Origin of the sequence: Lysinibacillus telephonicus (assembly GCF_039654155.1) — a bacterium.
GTDB classification, from domain to species: domain Bacteria; phylum Bacillota; class Bacilli; order Bacillales_A; family Planococcaceae; genus Ureibacillus; species Ureibacillus telephonicus.
Map to the genome: position 1 here is coordinate 2441828 of NZ_CP155468.1, position 24872 is coordinate 2466699.

The window sequence follows — 24872 nt, forward strand, 5'->3', positions numbered from 1 at the left end:
TTTCAATAAACACTAAATTTTAACTCTTTAAAAAGGAGGTCCCTTGCCTTGCACCCTACACATAACCAACTTCCTATAGTGGCTGCCATTTTAACAGTAAGTGATACACGCACAAAGGTGGATGATCTCGGTGGTCAACGAATTCAATCGCTCCTTCAAGAAGCTTCATTTGAAGTAATGGACTACCAAATATCAAAAGATGAACCATCTGATATATCAAAGCATGTATTAAAATGGTGTGAAAATCAAACAATCAATACAATCATCATCACAGGTGGCACAGGATTTACACCTAGAGATCAAACTTACGACACCATTGTCCCCCTTTTTGAAAAAGAAATGACGGGGTTTGGAGAATTGTTTCGTTCATTAAGCTATGAAGAAATCGGTCCAAAAGCTATGTTCAGCCGTGCCACAGCCGGCAGTCGCGCTAAATCCGCCATTTATGTATTGCCAGGTTCCGTCAATGCAGTGACACTTGCTATGACAAAACTAATTCTTCCGACTGTTCAACATTTTGTTGGTGAGTTGAATCGCCTATGAAAATTGCTGGAGTTGTCTTAGCTGGCGGTCAATCTTCAAGGTATGGCCAACCAAAAATGTTTGAATTGTTCGCTGGTCAGCCTTTGTATAAAAACAGTCTCATTGCCTTACAACACAGTCGGCTAGAACCTTTAATTATCGCTACGAATGCTAGCTTGCAAAAGAAGTTTGCAGAAGAACACACCCAAATGATCATTGAAAAACAGCCTCATCAAGGACCACTGTCTGCATTGCAAAACATCATGACAAATTTTCCAGATAATGAATGGTTTTTTGTAGTAGCCAGTGATATGCCTTATATGAATGCAGATTTTGTCCAAACTATGCTTACATATATCGATGACCGATATGATGCGATTGTTCCTAAACAAGATTCAAGATTACAACCTCTTGCTGCTCTTTATCGTCGCACTGCTTTACCAATAGCAAATCTATTAATCCAACAAAACAAAAGAAGTATGAAAGCCTTGTTAGATCAAGTGCGAGTTTGTTATGTTGAATTCGAAGAAGAAAACTCAACATTTATCAATATCAATACTCAACTAGATTGGGCACAAACAGTTAAAAAGGAGTCTAATTATGAATAAATTTACCCACTGGAACGAAGAAGGTCGTCCTAAAATGGTCGACATTTCAGAAAAAGAAATTACAGAACGTACAGCAATTGCTCGCAGTACAATATCTTTATCCGATGAAGTCTATCAAGCTATCCAACAAGGCGGCATCAAAAAAGGTGATCCTACGCAAGTAGCACAAATTGCTGGGATAATGGGCGCCAAAAAAACGGCTGATATTATCCCAATGTGTCATCCGATTATGTTGCAAGGAACAGATTTCCAATTTGAATATAGCAAAGCCGACGTTGGATATGAACTACACATTCAAGCTACTGTAAAATGTAGTGGTAAAACAGGCGTTGAAATGGAAGCTCTAACGGCTGTATCCATTGCGGCATTGACTTTTTACGATATGTGTAAAGCTGTTGATAAAAATATGGTTATTAAAGAAACATATCTTGTACAAAAAACGGGTGGAAAAAGCGGCACCTTTACCCGTAAATAAACAAAAAAAATCCGGCATTTTGTTGCCGATTTTTTTTGTTTTTAACCACCGATGTGCGACATTTCGATTTTGGATTTTTTCCTTTTTTCCATCGTCTGTTCATTTCGTTCATCTGAATAGCGGTCAGTTCTATTTTCCCACACATTTGAAATGCATTGGATGATGGATGCATCATCTTCCCCATTTCTTAATAATTCGCGTAGATCTGTTCCATCTGTTGCGAATAAACAAGTATATAATTTTCCTTCTGCTGAAATACGGGCACGTGAACAAGATGAACAGAAAGAATCGGTTACAGATGATATAACACCGATTTCACCTTGATTATCTTGATATTGAAAACGGGTTGCAACTTCCCCTTTATAATTAGGCTCAACAGGTTTCAATGGAGAAATTTGTTGCACTTGTTCAAGAATTTCCTTCTTCGACACAACGTCATCCATTTTCCAACCATTTGAGTTGCCTACATCCATATATTCGATAAAACGAAGAATATGTTGTTTTTCTTTAAAAAATTGGGCCATTGTAACAATATCTTGTTCATTTTTTCCTTTTTGAACAACCATATTAATCTTCACTTGTAAGCCTGCTTCTGCGGCCTTTTCAATACCTTCTAATACGGTTTTCACTTTTCCGCGATGACCATTCATTTCGAAAAAACGTTCTTCATTTAGCGAATCTAGGCTAACTGAAACTCTCGATAATCCTGCTTTTGCCAAATCATGTGCATATTTTTTCAATAAAGTGCCATTTGTTGTTAAAGCAATATCCTCTACTCCATCAATACGATTAATGCGTTCAATTAAAGTTGGCAAATCACGACGCAGTAAAGGCTCACCACCTGTAATCCGTATTTTTTTTACACCTAATGAGACAAAAATCTTTACTAATCGTTCGATTTCTTCAAAACTCAATATTTTTTCGGAAGGTAAAAAAGCAAAATCTGGGCCAAATATTTCTGCAGGCATGCAATATTGACAGCGAAAATTACAACGGTCTGTTACTGATATCCTTAAATCTCTTAGCGGTCTTTGAAATTGATCTTGTAGATTAGTAATTTTTAATCTCCTTCTTTCATATTAATGGGTTGGTTCAGGTAATATAATACGCTCTTTATGTGTATAAATATTAAGGGTATTTTGACGAATAAAGCCAACCGTCGTAATACCTAGTTGCTCTGCCAATTGCAATGCTAGCTCGGTTGGCGCCGATTTAGATAATACAATCTCACACCCAATTTTTGATACTTTTAGTAAAATCTCCGACGAAATCCTTCCACTGAATACGATAATTTTACCTTTCATGCTAATGTCATTTCGTAAGCAATATCCGTAAATTTTATCTAAAGCGTTGTGACGTCCGATATCCATGCGACTTAACACAATCCCATTTACATCACATAGCGATGCATTATGCACTCCACCAGTTTTTTGGAATGTAGCAGCCGATTCTTGCATATCCCTCATTAAACGAAAACAATCATCTGGTGTAATACGAACATGAACATCTTCCATCTTTTTCGATGCTAATGCGTCATTTGCAAAAACAAAACCTTGTCGGCTCATACCACAACAAGAAGTGATGTAACGCTTGTTTTGAATTTGTTGATAGAAAGGATTAATACGTTTTGTTTTAATATGCACAAACCCTTCTTTTTCTTGATACCAAATATCTTCAATATCATCAAAACTGCTAATGATTCGCTCCGACGCTAAATATCCTACAACCATATCTTCTACATACTCCGGTGTACAAACCATCGTAACAAATTCTTGCTGATTAATCTTAACTGTGACAGCGTGTTCTGTCACAACGCTATCCTCTACTTCTAACATTTTATTGTTTTCAATCCGTATAATTTCCCGGTTTACTATTTTTTCCATAAAGGTTCCTCTTTATTCACTAATTTTATCCTCAAAAATAAATACTGAAATAGCCAAATCTTCTTCAACTTTAATATCTGAAAATAAATGGAGCAGTTTTGTACCCATCAATTCTTCCATACCTTCTGGAGTTTTTCTCGAGTATAGCTCTTGAATCATACTTGTCCTTGAAGCATGAACCATTTTTAACCCTTCTGGTTTACTGGCAATAAATCTTTCTGTTGGTGTCAGATTGCCATACAATGTTGAAACTGCCATGTTTTCTACAAAAACAGTATGAATACGCTCCGGTCCTTTACCAAATAAATCTTTGCGCAGTTTACGAATAATGTCGTTAAATTCATGCACTTTTTTTGACATTTTGACGATTCCCCTTACGTAATTAAACTTTTTTTATTTTTATTATCGGAGACCACCCTTACAGTTTGTTAATAATATAGCAACTTTTAAAAAATTTAAAGTGAAAGTATTTTTTGATTATTATTACTATTAACAAAATGCATGATAAATATTGTCCATTTTGAATGTAAACGTTATAATAGGGTGGTTACAAATGGAATTGATTTATTTTGATTCATATGTGACTGTTTTACCAAATTAAGGTTGAACTATTCGCATAAGAATCATAATGATTGAATTCTATTATTAAATCTAAAAAAATAAAAGTAGATTGAGTTTTTAGCACGGCTTGCTAAGAATTTTATCCACCGTGAATAAACAGCATGTAAAATTCATGCCGTTTCATGGTGGATTTTTTTATTTTTTTGAGCATGTCAACAATATGATCACTTTGTTAATGAGTGTCTTTATCACTTAATAGGGACACGACACGATAAGTCTAGAGAAGAGATTAATTAGACCATTCTTACAATTTATTATCGGGAATAACCATCTCAACATACTCTTTTCGGCTTTACCATAAGGATTAACCTAGTGTCATATAATAGTCAAATAGCAAAAGGAGGAATTTACCTTGACTAAAATTAACATTAATGGGGTATCCTATGAACTAACAGAAGGAGCTACAATCCTTGATATCATTAATCAAAATGGCATTGAGCATCCACAAATTTGTCATGTGCCATCAGTTGACCCTATCCAAACTTGTGATACTTGTATCGTTGAAGTAGATGGACAATTAGTTCGTTCTTGTTCAACAAAAGCACTAGACGGCATGAATATCCAACTTCAGTCAGACAAAGCGAAAGCAGCACAAACAGAAGCAATGGACCGTCTACTAGAAAATCACATGTTATATTGTACTGTTTGTGATAATAACAACGGGAACTGTACACTACATAACACAGTAGAAATGATGGAAATTGAACATCAAAAATATCCTTTCAAACCAAAAGTGGAACCACATGAAGTGGACATGACCCACCCATTTTACCGTTATGATCCGAACCAATGTATCGCCTGCGGACAATGTGTAGAGGTTTGCCAAAACTTACAGGTTAACGAAACATTATCCATCGATTGGGAAGCAGAAAGACCACGTGTTATTTGGGATGACGGCGTTAACATTAATGATTCTTCATGTGTAAGTTGCGGACAATGTGTAACTGTTTGTCCATGTAACGCTTTAATGGAAAAATCAATGCTTGGGGAAGCTGGTTTTATGACTGGCTTGAAACAAGATACGTTAGATCCAATGATCGATTTAATCAAAGAAGTTGAACCAGGTTATAGCGGTATCTTCGCTATTTCTGAAGTCGAAGCTGCTATGCGAAGCAAACGTACGAAAAAGACAAAAACAGTTTGTACGTTCTGTGGTGTAGGCTGCTCATTCGAAGTTTGGACAAAAGACCGCAAAATTTTAAAAGTACAACCTTCTGACGGTCCTGTAAATGCGGTTTCTACTTGTATTAAAGGGAAATTTGGTTGGGACTTCGTTAACTCTGAAGAACGTATTACAAAACCATTAATTCGTAAAAACGAAGAATTTGTTGAATCAACATGGGATGAAGCATTAGATTTAATTGCTTCTAAACTTGGTGGTATTCAAAAAGAATTTGGTCCTGGTTCTGTTGGTTTCATCTCTTCTTCAAAAATTACGAATGAAGAAAACTACTTAATTCAAAAAATGGCACGTCAATTATTTGGAACAAACGATGTAGATAATTGCTCACGCTATTGTCAATCTCCTGCTACAGACGGTTTATTACGTACTGTTGGTTTCGGTGGGGATGCTGGAACAATTAAAGACATTGCAAAAGCTGGACTTGTTATTATTGTTGGGGCAAACCCTACAGAAGGTCACCCGGTATTAGCGACTCGCGTAAAACGTGCTCATAAGTTACACGGTCAAAAATTAATCGTTGCCGATGTTCGTAAGCATGAAATGGCTGAACGCTCTGATATCTTCATGCGTCCAAAACAAGGTACGGACCAAGTTTGGTTAATGGCCGTAACAAAATACATCATCGATCAAGGTTGGCATGATGAAGCCTTCATTAAAGAAAATGTCCATGACTTTGGAGCTTTCAAATTTGTACTTGAAAAATACACACTTGACTATGCAGAAGAAGTAACAGGTATTTCTAAAGAAACGTTAATCAATGTTGCTGAAATGATTCGTGATGCAGACGGTACATGTGTTCTTTGGGGTATGGGTGTTACACAAAATACAGGTGGTTCTTATACATCAGCTGCTATTTCGAACCTACTTTTAGCTACTGGTAACTATCGTCGCCCAGGTGCAGGAGCTTACCCTCTTCGCGGTCATAATAACGTTCAAGGTGCTTGTGACATGGGTACATTACCAAACCTATTACCAGGTTATCAAAAAGTAACAGATGATGAAGCACGTGCTAAGTTTGAAAAAGCATATGGTGTGAAAATTCAACCGAAACCAGGTCGTAATAACCCACAAATGTTAGATGCGATTATGGAAGGTAAAATGAAAGCTATGTATTTAGTTGGTGAAGATATGGCGTTAGTGGACGCTGATGCGAACCATGTAGATAAAGTTCTTTCATCATTAGACTTCTTTGTTGTTCAAGATGTGTTCTTATCACGAACAGCTCAATATGCAGATGTTGTTTTACCAGCAGCACCATCTCTAGAAAAAGAAGGTACATTTACGAATACAGAACGTCGTGTTCAACGCTTGTATCAAGTTTTACCAACACTTGGTGAATCAAAAGCCGATTGGGAAATCCTTCAATTAGTTGCTAATCGTTTAGGCGCAGAGTGGAACTACAGTCACCCAAGCGAAATCTTTGACGAAATGGCTAGCCTTTCTCCAATTTTCTCTCAAGCGAACTACGATGTATTAGAAGGATGGGGCAGCTTCAACTGGGGTAGTCACGATGGTAAAGATACACCTTTACTATATGAAGATGGCTTTAACTTCCCTGACAAAAAAGCTCGTTTTGCTTTAGACGATTGGATGAAACCTGTTGAATATGAACCAGAGTACGATTGTCATATTAACAACGGACGTATGTTAGAACACTTCCACGAAGGTAACATGACAAATAAATCGAAAGGTATTCAATCGAAAGTACCTGAAATTTTCGTAGAAGTATCGCCTGAAATGGCAAAAGAGCGTGGCATTGAAGATGGAACGTTATTACGTTTAGTGTCTCCATATGGCGCATTAAAATTAAATGCCCTAGTAACAGATCGTGTTCAAGGTAACGAACTATTCTTACCAATGAACTCTACTAGCAAAGATTCAGCGATCAACTTCTTAACTGGTGGAGGTGCCGATGTGAATACATCAACACCTGCTTATAAACAAACAAAAGTTCGAGTAGAAGTATTGAAAGCAAAAGGAAAATCACCACTTCCTAGAACAAACCCAAGAAATAAAAAACGTCACCCACAAAATGGTGTTGAAGTACAACGGAAATGGAATCGTCCGGGCTACGTTCACTTAACAACAAATTAATGAAGGAGTGAAAGAATGGCTGCACCAATTAGTACGGTTAAAAAACAACAATTAACAGAAGAACAAATTAAAGAGCAGAAGTTAGAGAACTTAAAACAACTTCTTTCCGAAAATGAAGATACAATAAATGAAATCTTTTCGATTTTAGGAGATTTAAATGCTATCGGTGCTCTTGAAGCTGTGACAAAACTACTTGAAGCAAAAGAAGAAGTTGCTCATATTGTATTAGGTCAGGTAACTCGTAAGCCTGTTACAAATATCATCAACAACTTAATGGGGGCTGCCGGTGCTTTATCGGCAATGGACCCAGAAAAAACAACAAAACTTATCGAGAGTTTAACTACTGGCTTAGATGAAGCAAACAAAGCGGTAGACACTGACGAAAAAGTCAGTGTCTTCAAGCTTGCAAAAATGCTAAATGATCCTGATGTGAATCGTGCCATGAACTTTGGCATTCACTTCTTAAAAGGACTTGGCAAAGGCTTAAAATAGAAAGGAGGGTATGAAATGTTAACAAACGATAACATTTTAAATGCACTAAAGCATGTTGAAGACCCAGAACTTCATAAAAGCGTTGTTGAGTTAAATATGGTTCGCAATATAAAAATTGACGGCACCCATGTTTCTCTTGACGTAATCTTAACAATCAAAGGTTGTCCGTTAAAAGCGAAGATTCAACAAGATATTGAACAAGCTTTAAAAAATATTGGAGCTACAAGCGTCTCCCTTCAATTCGGTTCTATGACGGATGAAGAACGTCGCACACTAACAGCTACCCTAAAAGCTCAAAACGTAACAGATCAAGGGATGCCTAAAATGCTGCAACCTAATTCCGGTGTCAAATTTATTGCTGTTACGAGTGGTAAAGGCGGTGTCGGCAAGTCGACTGTTACAATTAATTTAGCAACTGCCCTTGCCCGTCTTGGAAAAAAAGTTGGTATTGTCGATGCAGACATTTATGGCTTTAGTATTCCAGCTATGATGAAAATTGATCAAAAACCAACAATGATTGACCAAACAGCTATTCCAGTTGAGAGCAATGGTGTGAAAGTCATGTCGATGGGCTTTTTCTCTAAGGATAATCAACCTGTTATGTGGCGCGGACCAATGCTTAACAAATGGATTCGCAATTTCCTTGCCAACACTCACTGGGGTGAATTAGATTATCTCCTACTAGACTTACCACCCGGTACAGGAGATGTTGCCATCGATGTAGCTGCAATGATTCCACAAGCAGAAGAAATCATTGTGACTACCCCGCACAATGCCGCTTCCCATGTGGCAACGCGCTCAGGTCTAATGGCTCAACATACGAAACATAAGATTTTAGGTGTTGTTGAAAATATGGCTTATTTTGAAAATGCAGATGGTGAAAAGAACTATCTATTCGGTCAAGGTGGAGCAGAGAAATTGGCAGATGAACTTAATACACATATCATTGCTCGAGTACCATTTGCTAAGCCGGAGGAAAACACAGGTTCTTCGGTTTATGACGAAGACTCAGTTGTTGGTGAAGTATTTACTCATCTAGCAGAAGATATTATTTATCGATAATATAAAAAATGGTTCGGTTATAAGACCGCTTCCATATAAGACAAGCATTCAACCAGTTGTAGGATTAACCCTGCAACTGGTTGTTTCATTTTAATTGTATTTACTCATTATTAAATATTGAATGACTACTTAACTACTCCCCCTCTAATTTTGCCTACATTATTTCTATTTTCCATAAAAAAACACCTTCTAATTGAATTCTAGGTATGTAGACCCTAATTCAACCGAAGATGTTTATTATTTATCTATTATTAAAAAATGAACACGTATTATATGTTGAGTGGTATTCACTAACATAATCCTATTAATTTATATAACCAGCTCTTCTTAAAACTTGCATAAAATAAAAGCGATACGTATTTTTTACAAAAGTGTCTAATGGCAAACCAACATTCAATTGATACTTCGTAAAAATAAAATAAAATCTTTTATCCCATTTTAAACGTAGCAATTCGCCTGCATCTTCACCATATTTCTCAGTAAATTCTATAATTAAAGGTTCAATCATATCTTTGCAATAGTCTTTTAAATTTGCAAGAGCGTCGATATCTTTCTCCCTTTGAAAACGCGTAATCCAATCTATTAATTGCTCGTTCATTATTGTTATCCATCCTTCTAGTTATTGAGTTCTTTCTATATAATATAAAAGTTTTTTATTGTCTAATTTTTGGCGAATAGCGTTCATATGATTGCTGTTTCATTTAAAATTAAATATTACTCTTCCATCAATTCATCATTCTTCCATGTAAAAACTGAAAAGTCATTTGCTATAAACGTATTCGGGAAAATTTCTTTCGCCTCATTTAATAAACTTTGTAGATCATAAGGTAAAAAGCGAGCACTTATATGATTTAAAATAATGTTTTTAGCTTCTGCATCTCGTGCTACCATTGCGGCTTCAATATTTGTTGAATGCCCATAGCTAGCTGCAAGATGTGCTGTATCATGGTCGAAGGTTGCTTCATGAACTATAATATCCGCACCTGTACTTAAAGTTTTCGAGCTTTCACAATATTTTGTATCTCCTAAAATCGTTACAATAAAACCTTTTTTAGGTGCTGCCGTTACTTCCTCACTATAAACAACAGTACCATTCTCAAGTGTCACATTTTCCCCATTTTTTAATTTTCCTAGTAAGGGACCCTTTGGGACGCCAAGTTCACGTGTTTTTTCGACTAATAATTCTCCTGGCAAAGGTTTTTGTTCTATACGATATCCATAACAAGGTAATACATGCTCAAGTTCCTTGGCAACAACTTTAAATTGATCGTCCTCAAACACAACCCCCTCTTGAACTTCTACAAATTCAAGCGGATATGTTAAATGCGTCTTTGAGATTTCAAATGAGGCTGTAATCCATTCTTTTAGCCCTTTAGGTCCATAAATAGTTAGCGTGTCTTCACCACCTAAAAAAGAACGAGAGCTTAAAAATCCAGGCAACCCAAAAATATGGTCTCCATGCAAGTGTGTTATAAAAACTTTTTCTATTTTTCTAGGTCTAATGGATGTATGTAAAATACGATGTTGAGTTGCCTCCCCGCAATCAAAAAGCCAAATTGTTCCACGCTCATCTAAAAGCTTTAACGCTAGAGCACTTGTATTTCGTTCTTTAGAAGGCATTCCTGCTCCTGTTCCTAAAAATTGTAGCTGCATTAGTAGCCTCCGTTCTACTCATTATCTTTACTCTTTCAAATCATCCAAAAAGTCTTTACTAAAGCTAGTTTTAGAAGCATAATTTGACTTCTTGCCGATTTCAATCCCTTTTTGGATAGCACCTTTACCGAATTTCTTTTGAATTTTATTAATTAAATCATAAATTGGTTCTTGCTTCGCAAAATCCTCAAAATTAAATATCGAAAGTTGTTCAACAGATTGTTTGCGATCGATAACATTTGAAATTGTGACGCCAAGGAGACGAATCGGTGCACCATCCCATGTTTTATAAAATAGTTTTACCGCTTCTTCATAAATGACATCCTTATGATAAATTGGATTATGGAAAGTTCTGCTTCTCGTATGATTTTGCCAATCCGCATCACGAATGAGAATGCTTAATGTTGGCCCGCATAATTTTTTCGCATCTAAACGTTCCGCTACTTTACTAGCCAGCGTGTCAAATGTCTTTTCCAATATTTCATTATCTGTTTCATCATTCGGAAGTGTTGTCGAATTACCTACACTTTTCGTTTCATAAATCGAATTCGGGTCTACTTCACGATTATCTTCACCATTTGCTCGTGCTCGTAAACGAACACCATTTTTCCCTAAAGCTTGGCGAATCACATGCTCCTCAATATGGGCTAAATCCCCAATCGTATTAACTTTTATAGATGCCAACTTTTTTGCAGTGCTTTCACCTACACCATGCATCTCAATAACAGGCAGCGGCCATAGCTTTGTAGGGATATCCCGTTTTCTTAACACTGTAATTCCCATAGGCTTTTTCATATCAGAAGCAGTTTTTGCTAAAAATTTATTTGGTGCAATACCAATCGAACAAGGCAAATCTAGTTCATTTAAGATTCTTAACTGAATCTCCTTTGCAATTTCAATTGGGTGACGATTATCGGTGTTCTTTGTAATATCAATATAGCCTTCATCAATTGATACTGGTTCTATCAAATCTGTATAACCTCTCAAAATAGAAAACATTGCTTTTGAAGCAGCACGATATTTTGGAAAGTCTGGTGGGAGTAGAATTAAATCAGGACATTTTCGCAAAGCTTCAGCAACATTCATTGTTGTATAAATACCTTTTGCTCGGGCTTCATAGGAACTTGTAACAATAATCCCTCTTCGCTCCTTAGGATTTCCTGCAATTGCAATCGTTTTTCCCTTCAATTCAGGATTATGCGCCTGTTCAACTGAAGCATAGAAGCTATTCATATCAACATGAAATATAATTCGTCCTTTTGACAACACCTTCATCCCCCATTCTTTAAAACAATCGATGTCTACATTAGATATTATCATAGTATTTACTCTATTTTCTTATACAAAGGTTATTTATTTTATCACCGTATGATGAAAAAATTTTTTCCAATTTCTATTAAAAATGTGATTGACAAAGATATGCAACTATTATATCCTCTTTCTGTAAACCTATTATAATTTTAGGTTAACGCAAAGGAGGGTGTATTTTGAAATCAAAAACTTATGCCTATGCTATTACAGCAATGGGTGCAGCAATTATAGCGGTATTAGCACAAGTAACAATCCCACTGCCACTTGTTCCGATTACAGGGCAAACGTTGGCAATTGGCCTTGTCGTTACAATTTTAGGTACAAGGTATGGAACTCTTTCTGTTATTTTATATATTTTACTTGGGGCAATTGGTGTACCTGTATTTACTGGTTTCTCAGGTGGACTTTCAATATTAGTAGGTCCGACTGGTGGTTATATCGTAGGATTCGTCCCAACAGCATTAATAATGGGAATGTATTTGGCTAAGTTCGGTGTAACTTACCCTCAAGCAATTATTGCAAACATCATTGGAATGGTTATAACATTGTCATTTGGAACAACATGGTTAAAAATTGTTGGTGACTTGTCTTGGACTGCTGCTTTTATGGGAGGGGCTGCTCCGTTTATTATTGTAGGAATTATTAAAGCAGCTGCTGCCGCTTGGCTCGGCGTACTTATTCGCAAACGTTTATTAAATGCACAATTACTTCAGCAGCTAGCATAATTATTTATTTTACTCTAGTTTATACGATAAAAAACGAACTACTCGTAAAAAACGAATAGTTCGTTTTTAATTGAGACGAACTCTGAAAATCACATTTTAAAAGTATAAGCTGAGCAAAACAAGTCTTAATTCATGTCAACAAAAAAACTTGTCATCCCAATTCATTTAATACTATTAACTAATTCTGTTCCATACGAGTTATCTATCGCACAAAGCCATTCGCCTTATAAATTTTTCTTAAATACATAAGTTGCACTTCTATCCATTGAATATTGATTATCCATATTATCGGCTTCTAGGAGGTTTGGGAAATTACTAAAGCTGTATCACCTGATTCTAAAATAATCATTTCTCCCTGTGTTGGTTCAAGAGTATTGTTAAAGTATTTTGATATTGCTATAAATGCTTTTTTGATTTCATCTTTACCTTGTGCAATTGTACCTGGTTTTACGACTAAGATTGCATTCTCCGTATAGTAATTCATCAACCCATCAAAATCCTCTTGCTTTATCGAAAGGTCACATTCTTAATAACCTCTTTCAATTCGTGTTCCAACTATAGCCTCCTTATATGGCCGATAACTAGGAATAATGCTTTTTAATATTTAATCGAAAAATAAGTCCAATTATATACCCTTTGATTTCCAACAAGCTGATTATATGATTGATCTTTAACAAACACTTTTGTTGAAACGTCTTCTAGTGTTTCAAGAACAGCTGGTTTATCATCAAAATAATAATCTAAATTTAATTTTTTTATAATATCTGTTTTTTCATGATCCTGCATACCACAGTAAAAATGATCGTCCTTTACAGGAAAACCTTTTTCTTTTATCCACTGTCTTGTTTGGGAACAATATTGCTTTGGACGTGAAGTAATGTAATAAATTTCATGCCCTTCATTTTCAAGCTTATTTAAAAATTCAATTGCTCCCTCATAAGCCGGACAATCTGTAAAATAAATTTCCTCTAGAAGATTTGACCACATTTTGCCGCCTTCTTCTTTGTCTAAACCAAATGCTTCGTGTATTTCTACTGTCTTTAATTCACGAAAAACTTCTAAACCAACATTCAGGTTTAATTTTTGATTATAAATATGAAATGCATGTTCCCTTAGATTAATGAGAGTATCATCTATATCAAAGCCAAATTTCACAAAAGCTCCTACTTTCCTTATGAATAAATTACAAATTGTGTTGCAAATGTTTGTTCCTTTTCAATTTGAATAGCTTGAAGTTTTTCTACTGCCTTTTTGCGTTCTGTTGCACAATTCATCAAATCAACTGTAGAAATTGTTTGTTTTGTTAAGATTGTTGCCAATGTATCTGCGTCCTTCATTGCACTATTTAATCCGAAGGCCCCTGTTGGAGTCATCGTATGGACAGCATCTCCAATTAAAGCTAAGCCATCTTTTCCCCAACAATCAGTAGAATTACTTTGAACGTCAAGCAACACAAAGTCACTCCATGACTTTATATGGTTCCGCACAGTCGTTTCTAACTGTGGAAATGCTTTGGCTAATTTATCGATAAATGGAGTAAAATGCTGTTTTCGAAGAGCAGGAAATGATCCTTCAGGTATGTTCCACCCTATTTGAATATAGCCCTTTGCTTGAGTAAACAAAGAGAGCTGCATTCCATCTATTAAAGCCATTTTTATTGCTGGCTCCCAATTTTGCGGTGCAGGTATTTTTGCCCACAATAAATCATAACCATGTTTTCGGACTGTTACATCAATTCCAGCCCTTTTTCGAACTATTGAATGACGTCCATCTGCGCCAATGACTAAGTTGCTTTCAATAAAAATTTCTTTTCCTTCTTTGTTCGCTTTAACACCTTTTATACAATCTTCTTCGTCTTTTATTAAATCTGTTACAGTTGTACCTGTCATTAATGAAAATTGCGAGTATTTTTTTGCTTCATTAATAAGTACGGCAAGTAGATAGGATTGCGGAACATGGATACCTAAATGTCCTATATTGGGGGCAGGTAAAACCGTTTTGAATAATTCCCCATTTTCCCAATACTCCAATCTTTCCATCCGCAGCAGACCAAGCTCCTCTATTTTCTCAAACAAACCGTACTTTTTTAATATCTCTTCGCCTTCTTCATTTAAATGTTCTCCGCGAAATTCTTTTGCAATTTCTTTAAAACGTTCTAATAGAATTACAGATATATTTTGTTTCGCCAATAAATAAGCAAGTAAAGCTCCTCCAGGTCCAGCCCCAACAATACATACATCCGTTGTTAATTTCATTTCGTTTTACCAAGCTTAGGGTATGCTGTAATACATAAATCAGGTCCGATTTTTTCAACTGAATCTATTTCTAGCTGAAGAGCTTCATCTATAGTATCCACTTCTATACCTGTAAATGGTGTTTTTGATTTGCGCCCTCCAAGTATTTTAGGAGAAACGTAAGCTAGAAATTTATTAATTAAACCTGCTCTTAGGAAGGATGCATTAACTTCTGCACCACCCTCAACTAATACATCTGTAATTCCATTTTTATACAATTCATTTAACATTTCTTCTAAATCTAAGCCATGATCGTTTTTTGTAACAGAAATAACCTTAACACCTTTTTCTTGTAGTTGACTTACCTTTGCCGCTTCCACATTAGGACCACAAACAATGATTGTTGACGCGTCTATTGTATTGACAATATTAGCATCTAACGGTGTTTTTAGTTCACTATCTAAAATAACACGTATCGGATTCTTCCCTTCTCGGTGGGGAAGTCTTGTTGTTAAGGAAGGATTATCAGCCAACACAGTTCCAATTCCCACCAAAATTGCATCTACTTCATTGCGTAATTCATGTACTTGGAGTCGAGCTTCTTCACTAGTAATCCATTTTGAATGGCCCGTATGTGTTGCAATTTTACCATCCAACGTCATGGCAAATTTTGAAATAACAAATGGTCGACTTGTTAACATATTATGAATAAATCGTTCATTTAGCTTTCTTGCTTCTTCCTCTAATACACCAACTTCAACTTGAATGCCAGCTTCTTGTAGTAGTCTGATGCCTCGTCCAGCAACTGATGGATTTGGATCCATTGTAGCAACTACTACACGGCTAACTTCAGATTCCTTTACTAAATTGGCACAGGGTGGTGTTTTTCCGAAGTGCGAACAAGGTTCTAATGTAACATACAATGTTGCACCTTTTGCATGCTCACCCGCCATGTTAAAGGCATGGACTTCTGCATGCGGCTCTCCTGCTTTTCGATGAAGGCCAGTCCCAACAATTAATCCATCCTTCACAAGGACTGCTCCAACTACTGGGTTCGGATTTGTATTACCTTTTGCTGAAGCAGCTAAGTCTAATGCTAACTGCATATATTCACGATCGGTTTTCATATACGTGCTCCTTAAACAATTAATTCTTTTTCTAGAATATGGCCAGATTTTTTCACCTTTGTTTCAAGATAATGACGATTTGTCTCAGTTAAGCCACCCCATAATGGAATATGATTATGGGCAAGTAAACCGTGTTCTTTTAACGCAGCCAGCTTCTTCGGATTGTTTGTAATTAATGTTACTGGCTTTGAACGTAATGACTCAAGGACACTAATTGCTTCTTCATAATTTCTTGTGTCATCTTCAAAGCCTAATGCATTGTTTGCCTCAACCGTATCATAGCCTTCCTCTTGTAATAGGTAAGCTAATGATTTTGAAAACAAACCGATACCTCGACCTTCATGGTTCGCTAAATAAAAAATAGCGCCACAGCCGTGCTCAGCTATCATTTTCATTGATTCATGAAGCTGGTAGCCGCAATCACATCTTTGACTGCCAAAAATATCACCCGTATGACAAATACTATGCATTCGAATAATCGCATCTTCCGCATTAGTAAAATCACCGTATACTAGAACTGATGATTGCTGTTTTACTGCTAAATTGTCATTTGTAATGGCATCAAGAACCATTTCCTTTGAAAGCTTTTTATCTATATTTAACCATGTATACCACTGAAACGTTGTTTGGAAATCTCCTTGTTTAATAGGCAATTTCACTGGGCCTACAAGGCATAAATTTTCATTATCATTAAATGGAACTAATGTCATTTTATTAAAAAGTATTTCTTTCGTATTTGAAAAGTCTTTCATCTATATCACCTATCCGTCGTTAGTTTGCACTCTACTACTCATCATAAAACTACTATCATAGCCGTTATTTTCCAAAGAAAAACCTACTAAGTTAATAAGTTTTATTTCTCTGTAATATAACTATAGCTTATGTAATTGATGAAATCAAAAGCTGTGCATGCACACAAAAAACTTAAAACGAAAATTAACAATAAAAGGCGCATTCCAAAAATTTAAACGGGATAGGCATTCTTACGACAAGGAGGTTTATAACTACTACTTTAGGGAAAAAGAATCTATTTAATATTTACATTGTAAAAGGACTGTTAAGAATATTATTTTCTAAACAGTCCTTTAAGTTTCTATATTAAAAGTTTGTAAAATTACATTCTAGCAAAGTAATTGTAAACATCATTTAATGTTTCACAGCCTATTTTTAATGATTTTTCAAGATAAATACTCCAAAGCATTGCCGTCATTTTTGCGTCTCCAAGAGCATTGTGCCGGTCAACAATTGGAATACCGTTATGTTCACAAAGCCGCTCTAACGCTACGTTTTGAAAATGTGGTTCTACTATTTTATAAAGAAAGGATGTATCAACAATTCGGTGTTTAAAGGATGTTTTAAATAATTTAGCACTTGCAAACTGCATAAAAGTTCTTTCATGTGTTGCATGGTGTGCAACAAGAGTAGAATCTCCAATAAACTCAAAAAATTTAATTAAAATATCAGCTAATGGCGGCGCAGTACTTACCTGTTCATTTGTAATCCCTGTTAACTGTACGATATTTGGTGGTATCTCTTTGTCATATTGAATAAGAGAGTAAAATTCTTGCTCTTCTAACATTTTAGCACCACACATTTTTATCGCACCTATAGAGAGAATACTATCTCCTTTTTCAGGAGAAAATCCAGTTGTTTCAATATCAAATACAACAACATTTAAGCCATTTAAGGGAACATGCATAGCATCTTCTTTGTTTATTTCCTTTTGCAGATGTCTTAAATATGCCATTTGATGTGAGTTTTGTATACCACCAATTCCTTGAGCTCGTCTTCCTTGTATTCCCCTTAATAGTTGCATGAATGGTTCAAACGCCATTATTAACACCCTTTTCTAATAAAAACATTAATTTTTAGCTAATGTTAGTTCAATGACTTCATCATGAAGTCGTTTCCCACATTTTAAAATTTGTTTTATCTCTTTTTTTTGTTCTTTAGATAGAATTTTTATATTTAAATAATGGGTATCATCGTAATTTTGTGCATTTAATAGTGAAAGCCGATATTTAGTAAGCGTTATAAAATTCTCTTTACAATCACGAAGCATCTCTTTATATTCATCCTTTCCTTTAAGACGATCTATTCTATCAATCGTTGAGGTTTCAAAAATACCTTCTTTAATAGATAATAACCGTACTGCATTTACATATGGCAAGAAAGCTGAATATTTCAAATTCACACACCCTTGATATACTCCATGTTGTTCTACAAGTAACTGCCCCATTGGTCCAATGACATTTTTTATATGTTTAACATTTGCAATAAAACGTTGCAATAAAGTTGGATGCTGTAGTTGATAATGAAAAATAACAGATTTTAAGTCACTAAGATATTCGGTATTTCCGTACAATACTCTTCCATCATAAAAGATTTGCAAATAGCGTATAGATTCCCATCTTTCATTTTTCATCCATTCAATTAATTGTATTTTCCATTCCTCTACCGATTTACGCCATGTTGGATTGGAACTCATAATGTTTCCATTGCAATAAGGGTAACCAACACAATTCATACCATAAGATATCTCTTCACCAAGTTCCTTAAAGTATATGTCATTTTCTTCATTTGAAATTTCATAGATTAAGCCATGATCCTGGTCACTAATTAACCCTTGTTCGAAACGCCCCCCACTACCAGTAATAAACCAGGTGAATTCACACGGCGGGGTTGATTGTTTCATCTTGCCTTTAGCAACTTCAAGTACTTTAAGCATTACTTGGTCATGAAATTTATTAAGAGAAATACTTGTATTCATGAAGGAGGACAGTGCTTCATCTTTCCATTTTCTAATAGATTCATACGTTTCCACTATCACACTTCCTTTTATAGAAAAAGCCTCTGTTCCCAGAGGCTTTTTTCTTATAGTATAAAGTTTTCAAGTACATTATGAAAATTTTTCTTTAGTAGCAGCTGTCGTTAATTTTGCTTCCTCTAATGCCATTTGCTCTGGGTAACCATAGCTTCCATGTTCACTTATATCTAAGCCCATGATTTCTTCCTCTTCTGTTACACGAAGACCACCCATCACTTTATCCATAATTTTTAGGATAATGAATGCAACAACAAAAGCGTATATACCTGAAGCAGCAACGCCTAATGCTTGAACTCCTAACTGTGTAAAGCCGCCGCCATAGAATAATCCAGCTTGCCCCCAGTCAATATCAGTTGATAATGCAGGCAATGCGAATAAACCGTTTGAAAGTGTACCCCAAACACCTACAGTACCATGAACCGACAATGCAGCGATTGGATCATCAATTTTAAGTTTTTCAAATAGTTGCATACTGAATACTACCATAATACCGCCAATTAAACCGATAACAACAGCAGCCCAAGGAGCTACAAATCCACAGGAAGCTGTTATAGCAACCAAACCTGCTAGAGCTCCATTTAATGTAGTTGGCACATCAGCTTTACCAGTTTTAGCCCAAGCTGTAAACATTGCTGCAACCGCACCAGCTGCTGCCGCTAATTGCGTATTAAGAATGACAAATCCTAAGAATCCATCAGCAACTCCGAAAGTACTTGCACCATTGAATCCAAACCACCCTACCCAAAGGATAAGAACACCTAAAGTAGTATAAACTTGGTTGTGACCTGCAAGAACGTTTGAAGAACCATCTTTATTATATTTACCGATACGTGGTTTTAAGATCATCGTTGCAGCTAAAGCAGCCATTGCACCTGTTAAGTGAACTACTGTCGATCCTGCAAAGTCTTGTTTACCATGTTCAGCTAACCATCCGCCCCCCCAAATCCAGTGAGCAACTACAGGGTAGATAAAAGCAGAGAATAATACAGCGAAAATTACATAGACTGATAGTTTTGCTCGTTCAGCAAAACCACCAAATGCAATCGTTAGAGAAACTAACGCAAACATTACTTGGAAAGAGAAATCCACAGCTGGTGTTAATCCACCATCAGCAGCCGAGGCATCACCATAAAAGAAATTCGATAATCCAATAAATGCGTTCCCATCACCATAAATAAATCCGTATCCTACAGCCCAAAATACTAAAGTACCAATACCAGCTGTAAAAATTGTTTTACCGGCAACATGGCCAGCATTTTTCATTCTTGTTGAACCTGCTTCGAGTAAAATAAATCCACCTATCATAAAGAATACTAAAATTGCACCAATCGCTACCCACAGGTTATCCATAAGTACTTGAACAGCTTCCATAAATCATTCTCCCTTCTCAAATAAAAATCAACATGTTACGTTATATTATTCAATAATGTAAGGAAATGTAACATGATTTATTTACATTTATTGTATCGCATATTTATTTAATGTCAATAAGATTTTCATAAATTATTTTCAAAGATGTCAGAAAATATGACATAACTCTTAGAGCAAAAGGAAAATAGGTATAAAGAAGTTCAAGCATCATAAATAATCGGGGATAATGTATACGATTTCATAAATTTTCATTAAATTTATCTTACGTCTAATGAGGAGGAACGATTGTAATATAGTAAAAAGGGAACCTTTTATTAAAGAATTACAGTTTCCAAAACCCAACCTTATATGTAACATTTTGTTACACCGTGATAATATTATTTTGTTTTTAGAAAAAATAAACCAATTAGTCAGCCAGACTATAAACAAACTCGAAATTTTAAGAAAATATGGATTCGATGGCCGATCTTGCGAGGGATTAAAAAATCCTTTATACAGGAGATATTTATGCACCAGGAATCGAAAGAAACTCATCAATTTTCCCAAGATAGTTTAAAAAAATACCTGATGATTATTCTCTAACTATCAAATAGTCTATTAACTACCCAAAAATTTATAAAAAATTACAAAAGGCATTCAGAATGAAATCTCTCTGAATACCTTTTTGTCGACCTATTTAATTCAATATCTTCACTTTTACTTTTTTAACGCCCCACTGCATCGCTTGATCATGGGAAGGAATAAATACGTCTATTTTATTGCCCTTTATTGCTCCACCAGTATCACCAGCTATCGCTTCTCCATAACCTTCTACCCAAACTTTCGAGCCTAGTGGAATAACATTTGGATCTACAGCAATTACTTTTTGATTTGGATTTGATCGTAAATCAATGCCAATAGCTGTTGTACCAGAACATCCTTCACAGTACGCAGTGTATGCAGTTGCTGTAACTAGCATTTCTCCCTCTGCGCCTGCTGGTTCTGCCCCATCATCTAAAACAACAGTAGGTTGCTTTGGTTGCGTTTTGGTTATTTTTGTTCGTTCTGGTTGGCTTGGTTGCTCAATTTTAACAGCTTCTTCATTCTCTTCAGGTTGTTCTACAATAATATTGTTTAAAAGAAATTTTATAGTTGTGGATGCATCCGCTACTACGCTCATAGGTTTTTGCTTTTCATCTTCACTTACCACCAAAACATCCCCTGGATGAATAACATCTGTCGTTAAATTATTTAAAGTTTTTAATTCATTTAACGAAATATTGTGATTTACTGCAATTCTAAATAGGTTGTCCCCTTTTTCAACGGTATACGTTTTTGGCTGCTCCGCTGTTTTATAAAATATCCTATCTCGGTACAATGCATCATCAAAAACCTTGTCCATTCCTAAATTATTAATATAAAAGAAATCATTTTCTTCTCCTGTATGCATAGCCGAGCGGAATAATTCCATTCCATAGGCATTGGATGTTAATAATAGCGTGAAGATTAAACTTAATAGTGTAATTTTTATTTTCAATACTTTGTCCTCCTTACAATTAAACTAGAAATTTGTATGAATATGACTAAGTATTGTCCCAAAATTTACATATTTATACATAATAATATAAAAATAGAAGTATCACCTGATTAAACCATTAAAAAATAGTGAGGATTATTCCCTTACGCAAGTATTCTAAGATTCACTCTGTCAAAAAGTTATAGTAGACTGTTATATAAGAATATAGTGGTTTTTGGAGCTTTTTTATAATTTATTAACACCCTTTAGGTCTTTAGAAAGTTGGAGTGAATATGAACATACACATAATAACCCCTTATGAAGCAATGATCCCAATTATCAACGATTGCATTCCCTACTTTCCTGAATTAACTATTAGAGTATCTGTCGGAGATTTGGAGAATGGTGTAAAAATTGCATTATTAGATGAACAAAAGGATACTGACATTATTATCAGTCGAGGCGGAACAGCAAAGTTAATTAAAGCGGCAGTAAACATTCCTGTACTGGATATGCAAGTATCAGGCTATGACATGATGCGTTCCCTTACATTAGCTTCTAATTTATCGAATAAAACAGCCATTGTTGGATTCTCAAATATTACTTCTGCTGCACAATCAATTATAGACTTAATGGAATTGCCCTTATCAGTTTATACAGTACAAAACTCCGAGGAGGTTGCCCCTTTAATTGTAGAATTGAAAAATAAAGGCTATCAACAAATCGTTGGCGATTTCATCACTTATAAAACAAGCAATGCGTATGGTCTTAAAGGATTGCTAATTCAATCAGGAAAAGAATCCATTATGAATGCACTTGAAAACGCCAAACAGCTGTACAGTTATTTGAATAAAAGAAACAATACGTCAACTATTTTTGAACAAATGCTTTTAAAAAAATACGACAATTTATTAATGCTTGATGAGAGAAATGAAGTCGTCTACGAGCATTTCACAAACATGGTGCTGGAGCCAGAAATCGCGGAACAAGTTAACATATTAAAAACCGCTATTGAAATTAATAAAAATGAAGGTTCAAGGAAATATGTTACCAATGGTTATATCATTGAAATAAATGGTTATTTTTTCGAAGGAAATCAATATAAACTTTTTACGTTTAAAAAACATCCATTAAAAAACTTTAATCAACAAGGTTTATCCGTAATGACAAGTCATTCCTTTGAACCTTTAATAATACAATCCGAACGAATGCGAATTGTTTTTGACCAACTACAAACTTATTTCCAGCAGAATGAACCAATCTTGTTGCTTGGAGAAAAAGGGACAGGGAAAGATTTTATCTCTACTTTTATTCATCAACAAAAAGAGATTGACGGTTTACTTTTAACAATTGATTTCGAATTATTTGATGTAGACCATATCGATACAATCCCACTGCAAAATGTTAGAACCATTAAATTTATCCGTATAGATACAGTGAAGGATGTAAATAACATAATTCCATTTATAAAAAAATGCATGAATTTAAATATCCATCTATTTATAATGTCTGAAAAAGATATAAACACTTCACTTTTTAATCCATTACATTTAAATAAAATTCAATTACCTCCCCTACTGGAGAGGCAAGAAGATTTTGAACCATTTGTACATTATTTTATTTCCAAAAATCATGAACAACTTGGAACTCGTGCAATAAAAATTAAAAACGAATCCTTAAGTATTTTACAAAAAGCTAATTACCCTTCTCACATTGACGATTTGAAATATATAGTGAAGCAAATTACTCTTGCAGAAAATGATTATGTTATACATCAAGAAACTGTTGAAGAAGTATTGCAACAAGAAAAAGCTTCATTAAAATCAATTTCTTTCAAGGGTACTTTAAAGGAAATTGAAAAGGAAATTATAGAAATAGTTTTAAAAGAAGAAAATTATAACCAATCTAAAACAGCTGAACGATTAGGTATTAATCGGGCAACTTTATGGCGAAAACTTAAAGAGTAATCTTTAAGTTTTCGCTTTTTTAGTTTTATACTTTTGCATTTTTAAACACCTAACTAAATAATCTATCAATTTAGAAAAATAGTGTTGTGTTTTATAACACAATCTAGTAAAATATACTTAATGAAAACGCTTTATTTTTAAACAAAACCTAAAAAGGAGTAAATAAGATGAAAATTAAACGCACTCTTGACAAGATTCCAGGCGGAATGATGGTTGTTCCTCTACTACTTGCAGCTACAATCAATACTTTCTTCCCAAACGCTCTTAGAATTGGTGGATTTACAGAAGCATTATTTGTAAATAGCTCAAGCGCATTAATTGCATTATTCTTATTAATTGCAGGTACTCAAATTACTTTGAAATCGGCTGGATCTTCAATTAAAAAAGGTACAACTCTTTTAATCATTAAATGGCTAATTGGTGCAGCTGTCGGGTTAATTGCTATTTTCCTTGCAGACGATGAAACAGGTTTATTTTTAGGTTTAGCCCCTATTGCGATTATTGCTGCAATGACAAACTCCAACGGTGGTTTATATGTAGCACTTGTTGGTCAATATGGGAAAGAAGATGATAAAGCGGCATATCCAATCCTAGCCTTAAATGATGGCCCATTTTTAACAATGGTAGCTTTAGCAATTTTTGGCGCAATGGGATTCACTAACGGTCTATTCTCGCCCGTTTCATTTATCGCTGTGTTAGTACCTGTATTAGTTGGGGTTGTTATCGGAAACCTAGACCACGAAATGGGTGCTTGGCTACAAAAAGGCGGCGATATGTTAGTTCCATTCTTCGCCTTCTCACTTGGTATGGGTATCGACTTCTCGGCAATTATCGAAGGTGGATTAGGCGGTATCGCTCTTGGGGTATTAACAGTACTTCTTACAGGCGGTATAAGCTATTTTGTATTTAAAGCATTCGGTTGGAACCCAATTGTCGGAGCTGCTGAAGGTTCAACAGCCGGCAATGCTGTAGGAACACCGGCAGCAATCGCAGCGGCAAATGCAGCATTTGCACCCGTTGCTGAAATTGCAACAGTTCAAGTAGCGGCAAGTGTTGTAACAACCGCAATATTACTGCCTATTTTTATTGGGTTCTTAGTTAAACGGTTAGAAAAATCTGGCGGTGTTGCAAAATACAACGAACCAAAAGTACAATAAAAAATTAGAGAGAGAGCTCCATGCAGCCTCTCTCCTTTTCTACTTAAAGACAGCAAGAATTGGAG

The 24872-nt window shown here is 35.3% G+C and carries 23 protein-coding genes and 1 pseudogene; 9 read left to right on the forward strand and 15 right to left on the reverse strand.

The features are described from left to right. Positions 1-48: 48 nt before the first annotated feature. The 3 genes from MKY04_RS11605 to moaC are packed head-to-tail and all read left to right on the forward strand — an operon-like array spanning position 49 to position 1605. Positions 49-543: a MogA/MoaB family molybdenum cofactor biosynthesis protein gene (locus MKY04_RS11605; RefSeq protein WP_126294027.1), complete on the forward strand. Its 495-nt coding sequence runs from the start codon at positions 49-51 to the stop codon at positions 541-543. Beyond that, positions 540-1130, forward strand: a complete 591-nt coding sequence (mobA, locus tag MKY04_RS11610) for a molybdenum cofactor guanylyltransferase (RefSeq protein ID WP_126294028.1) — start codon at positions 540-542, stop codon at positions 1128-1130. The genes MKY04_RS11605 and mobA overlap by 4 nt, the downstream gene beginning before the upstream one ends. Next, positions 1123-1605: a cyclic pyranopterin monophosphate synthase MoaC gene (gene moaC, locus MKY04_RS11615; RefSeq protein WP_126294029.1), complete on the forward strand. Its 483-nt coding sequence runs from the start codon at positions 1123-1125 to the stop codon at positions 1603-1605. Before mobA ends, moaC begins: the two co-directional genes overlap by 8 nt. A 41-nt stretch (positions 1606-1646) precedes the next feature. Here the strand turns inward: moaC and moaA are convergent, their stop codons facing one another. The 3 genes from moaA to MKY04_RS11630 are packed head-to-tail and all read right to left on the reverse strand — an operon-like array spanning position 1647 to position 3848. Then, complete coding sequence (moaA, locus tag MKY04_RS11620; protein WP_126294030.1) at positions 1647-2663, reverse strand: GTP 3',8-cyclase MoaA; 1017 nt, start codon at positions 2661-2663, stop codon at positions 1647-1649. Between the two features lie 21 nt (positions 2664-2684). Further along, positions 2685-3488 carry a formate dehydrogenase accessory sulfurtransferase FdhD gene (gene fdhD, locus MKY04_RS11625; RefSeq protein WP_126294031.1) on the reverse strand — a complete coding sequence of 268 codons (804 nt, stop codon included), beginning with the start codon at positions 3486-3488 and terminating at the stop codon, positions 2685-2687. 12 nt (positions 3489-3500) lie between these two features. Then, a complete protein-coding gene (locus MKY04_RS11630; RefSeq protein WP_126294032.1) occupies positions 3501-3848 on the reverse strand; it encodes a DUF2294 domain-containing protein in 348 nt (115 codons plus the stop codon). A 613-nt stretch (positions 3849-4461) separates the two neighbouring features. Here MKY04_RS11630 and fdhF point away from each other — a divergent pair. The 3 genes from fdhF to MKY04_RS11645 are packed head-to-tail and all read left to right on the forward strand — an operon-like array spanning position 4462 to position 8940. Then, positions 4462-7386 (forward strand): formate dehydrogenase subunit alpha, encoded by a 2925-nt coding sequence (gene fdhF / locus MKY04_RS11635; protein ID WP_126294033.1) that lies wholly within the window; start codon positions 4462-4464, stop codon positions 7384-7386. A gap of 15 nt (positions 7387-7401) precedes the next feature. Next, positions 7402-7878, forward strand: a complete 477-nt coding sequence (locus tag MKY04_RS11640; RefSeq protein ID WP_346234419.1) for a DUF1641 domain-containing protein — start codon at positions 7402-7404, stop codon at positions 7876-7878. A 15-nt stretch (positions 7879-7893) separates the two neighbouring features. After that, positions 7894-8940 (forward strand): P-loop NTPase, encoded by a 1047-nt coding sequence (locus MKY04_RS11645; protein ID WP_126294035.1) that lies wholly within the window; start codon positions 7894-7896, stop codon positions 8938-8940. Between the two features lie 304 nt (positions 8941-9244). Here MKY04_RS11645 and MKY04_RS11650 read toward each other — a convergent pair whose 3' ends face one another. The 3 genes from MKY04_RS11650 to MKY04_RS11660 all read right to left on the reverse strand — a co-directional run bounded on the left by MKY04_RS11650 (position 9245) and on the right by MKY04_RS11660 (position 11868). Beyond that, entirely contained in the window at positions 9245-9538 is a 294-nt protein-coding gene (locus MKY04_RS11650) for a hypothetical protein (protein WP_126294036.1), read from the reverse strand. Between the two features lie 116 nt (positions 9539-9654). After that, on the reverse strand, positions 9655-10593 hold the full coding sequence (gene rnz, locus MKY04_RS11655; protein WP_126294037.1) for a ribonuclease Z: 939 nt from the start codon (positions 10591-10593) through the stop codon (positions 9655-9657). Between the two features lie 27 nt (positions 10594-10620). Then, a complete protein-coding gene (locus tag MKY04_RS11660; protein ID WP_126294075.1) occupies positions 10621-11868 on the reverse strand; it encodes a DNA polymerase IV in 1248 nt (415 codons plus the stop codon). A 209-nt stretch (positions 11869-12077) separates the two neighbouring features. On the opposite strand from MKY04_RS11660, the gene MKY04_RS11665 reads away from it, so the two are divergent. After that, a complete protein-coding gene (locus MKY04_RS11665) occupies positions 12078-12629 on the forward strand; it encodes a biotin transporter BioY (protein WP_410799071.1) in 552 nt (183 codons plus the stop codon). A gap of 224 nt (positions 12630-12853) precedes the next feature. Here MKY04_RS11665 and MKY04_RS11670 read toward each other — a convergent pair. From MKY04_RS11670 to MKY04_RS11710, 9 genes and pseudogenes are all read right to left on the reverse strand, one after another. Beyond that, positions 12854-13184: pseudogene (locus MKY04_RS11670) on the reverse strand (YybH family protein). A gap of 42 nt (positions 13185-13226) precedes the next feature. Further along, on the reverse strand, positions 13227-13784 hold the full coding sequence (locus tag MKY04_RS11675; RefSeq protein ID WP_126294038.1) for a 5' nucleotidase, NT5C type: 558 nt from the start codon (positions 13782-13784) through the stop codon (positions 13227-13229). Positions 13785-13801: 17 nt separating this feature from the next. Beyond that, positions 13802-14884 carry an FAD-dependent monooxygenase gene (locus tag MKY04_RS11680; RefSeq protein ID WP_126294039.1) on the reverse strand — a complete coding sequence of 361 codons (1083 nt, stop codon included), beginning with the start codon at positions 14882-14884 and terminating at the stop codon, positions 13802-13804. Then, a complete protein-coding gene (gene ribD / locus MKY04_RS11685) occupies positions 14881-15990 on the reverse strand; it encodes a bifunctional diaminohydroxyphosphoribosylaminopyrimidine deaminase/5-amino-6-(5-phosphoribosylamino)uracil reductase RibD (protein WP_126294040.1) in 1110 nt (369 codons plus the stop codon). Before ribD ends, MKY04_RS11680 begins: the two co-directional genes overlap by 4 nt. Positions 15991-16001: 11 nt before the next feature. Beyond that, positions 16002-16742, reverse strand: coding sequence for a GTP cyclohydrolase II (locus MKY04_RS11690; protein WP_126294041.1), 741 nt, complete (start codon positions 16740-16742; stop codon positions 16002-16004). Between the two features lie 362 nt (positions 16743-17104). Continuing rightward, positions 17105-17824 carry an exonuclease domain-containing protein gene (locus MKY04_RS11695; RefSeq protein WP_126294042.1) on the reverse strand — a complete coding sequence of 240 codons (720 nt, stop codon included), beginning with the start codon at positions 17822-17824 and terminating at the stop codon, positions 17105-17107. 27 nt (positions 17825-17851) lie between these two features. Further along, the gene (locus MKY04_RS11700; protein WP_246020268.1) at positions 17852-18814 is read right to left on the reverse strand and encodes a DUF294 nucleotidyltransferase-like domain-containing protein; all 963 of its coding nucleotides are present in this window, start codon (positions 18812-18814) and stop codon (positions 17852-17854) included. Positions 18815-18889: 75 nt separating this feature from the next. Then, positions 18890-20188 (reverse strand): ammonium transporter, encoded by a 1299-nt coding sequence (locus tag MKY04_RS11705; RefSeq protein WP_126294043.1) that lies wholly within the window; start codon positions 20186-20188, stop codon positions 18890-18892. Positions 20189-20864: 676 nt separating this feature from the next. After that, complete coding sequence (locus tag MKY04_RS11710; protein WP_281274601.1) at positions 20865-21704, reverse strand: 3D domain-containing protein; 840 nt, start codon at positions 21702-21704, stop codon at positions 20865-20867. A 272-nt stretch (positions 21705-21976) separates the two neighbouring features. Here MKY04_RS11710 and MKY04_RS11715 point away from each other — a divergent pair, with 272 nt between their 5' ends. Together MKY04_RS11715 and MKY04_RS11720 are read left to right on the forward strand one after the other, a co-directional pair. Further along, positions 21977-23650, forward strand: a complete 1674-nt coding sequence (locus MKY04_RS11715; protein WP_346234420.1) for a sigma-54-dependent transcriptional regulator — start codon at positions 21977-21979, stop codon at positions 23648-23650. 167 nt (positions 23651-23817) lie between these two features. Continuing rightward, positions 23818-24807, forward strand: coding sequence for a 2-keto-3-deoxygluconate permease (locus MKY04_RS11720; protein WP_126294045.1), 990 nt, complete (start codon positions 23818-23820; stop codon positions 24805-24807). Positions 24808-24872 lie beyond the last annotated feature (65 nt).

Coding starts and splice junctions, on each gene's coding strand:
- mobA (WP_126294028.1), top strand. CDS start 540: ATGAAAATTGCTGGAGTTGTCTTAGCTGGCGGTCAATCTTCAAGGTAT.
- MKY04_RS11690 (WP_126294041.1), bottom strand. CDS start 16,742: ATGAAAGACTTTTCAAATACGAAAGAAATACTTTTTAATAAAATGACA.
- MKY04_RS11720 (WP_126294045.1), top strand. CDS start 23,818: ATGAAAATTAAACGCACTCTTGACAAGATTCCAGGCGGAATGATGGTT.
- MKY04_RS11695 (WP_126294042.1), bottom strand. CDS start 17,824: ATGGCGTTTGAACCATTCATGCAACTATTAAGGGGAATACAAGGAAGA.
- MKY04_RS11715 (WP_346234420.1), top strand. CDS start 21,977: ATGAACATACACATAATAACCCCTTATGAAGCAATGATCCCAATTATC.
- MKY04_RS11660 (WP_126294075.1), bottom strand. CDS start 11,868: ATGAAGGTGTTGTCAAAAGGACGAATTATATTTCATGTTGATATGAAT.
- MKY04_RS11645 (WP_126294035.1), top strand. CDS start 7,894: ATGTTAACAAACGATAACATTTTAAATGCACTAAAGCATGTTGAAGAC.
- MKY04_RS11630 (WP_126294032.1), bottom strand. CDS start 3,848: ATGTCAAAAAAAGTGCATGAATTTAACGACATTATTCGTAAACTGCGC.
- MKY04_RS11640 (WP_346234419.1), top strand. CDS start 7,402: ATGGCTGCACCAATTAGTACGGTTAAAAAACAACAATTAACAGAAGAA.
- fdhD (WP_126294031.1), bottom strand. CDS start 3,488: ATGGAAAAAATAGTAAACCGGGAAATTATACGGATTGAAAACAATAAA.
- rnz (WP_126294037.1), bottom strand. CDS start 10,593: ATGCAGCTACAATTTTTAGGAACAGGAGCAGGAATGCCTTCTAAAGAA.
- moaC (WP_126294029.1), top strand. CDS start 1,123: ATGAATAAATTTACCCACTGGAACGAAGAAGGTCGTCCTAAAATGGTC.
- MKY04_RS11680 (WP_126294039.1), bottom strand. CDS start 14,884: ATGAAATTAACAACGGATGTATGTATTGTTGGGGCTGGACCTGGAGGA.
- MKY04_RS11705 (WP_126294043.1), bottom strand. CDS start 20,188: ATGGAAGCTGTTCAAGTACTTATGGATAACCTGTGGGTAGCGATTGGT.
- MKY04_RS11650 (WP_126294036.1), bottom strand. CDS start 9,538: ATGAACGAGCAATTAATAGATTGGATTACGCGTTTTCAAAGGGAGAAA.
- ribD (WP_126294040.1), bottom strand. CDS start 15,990: ATGAAAACCGATCGTGAATATATGCAGTTAGCATTAGACTTAGCTGCT.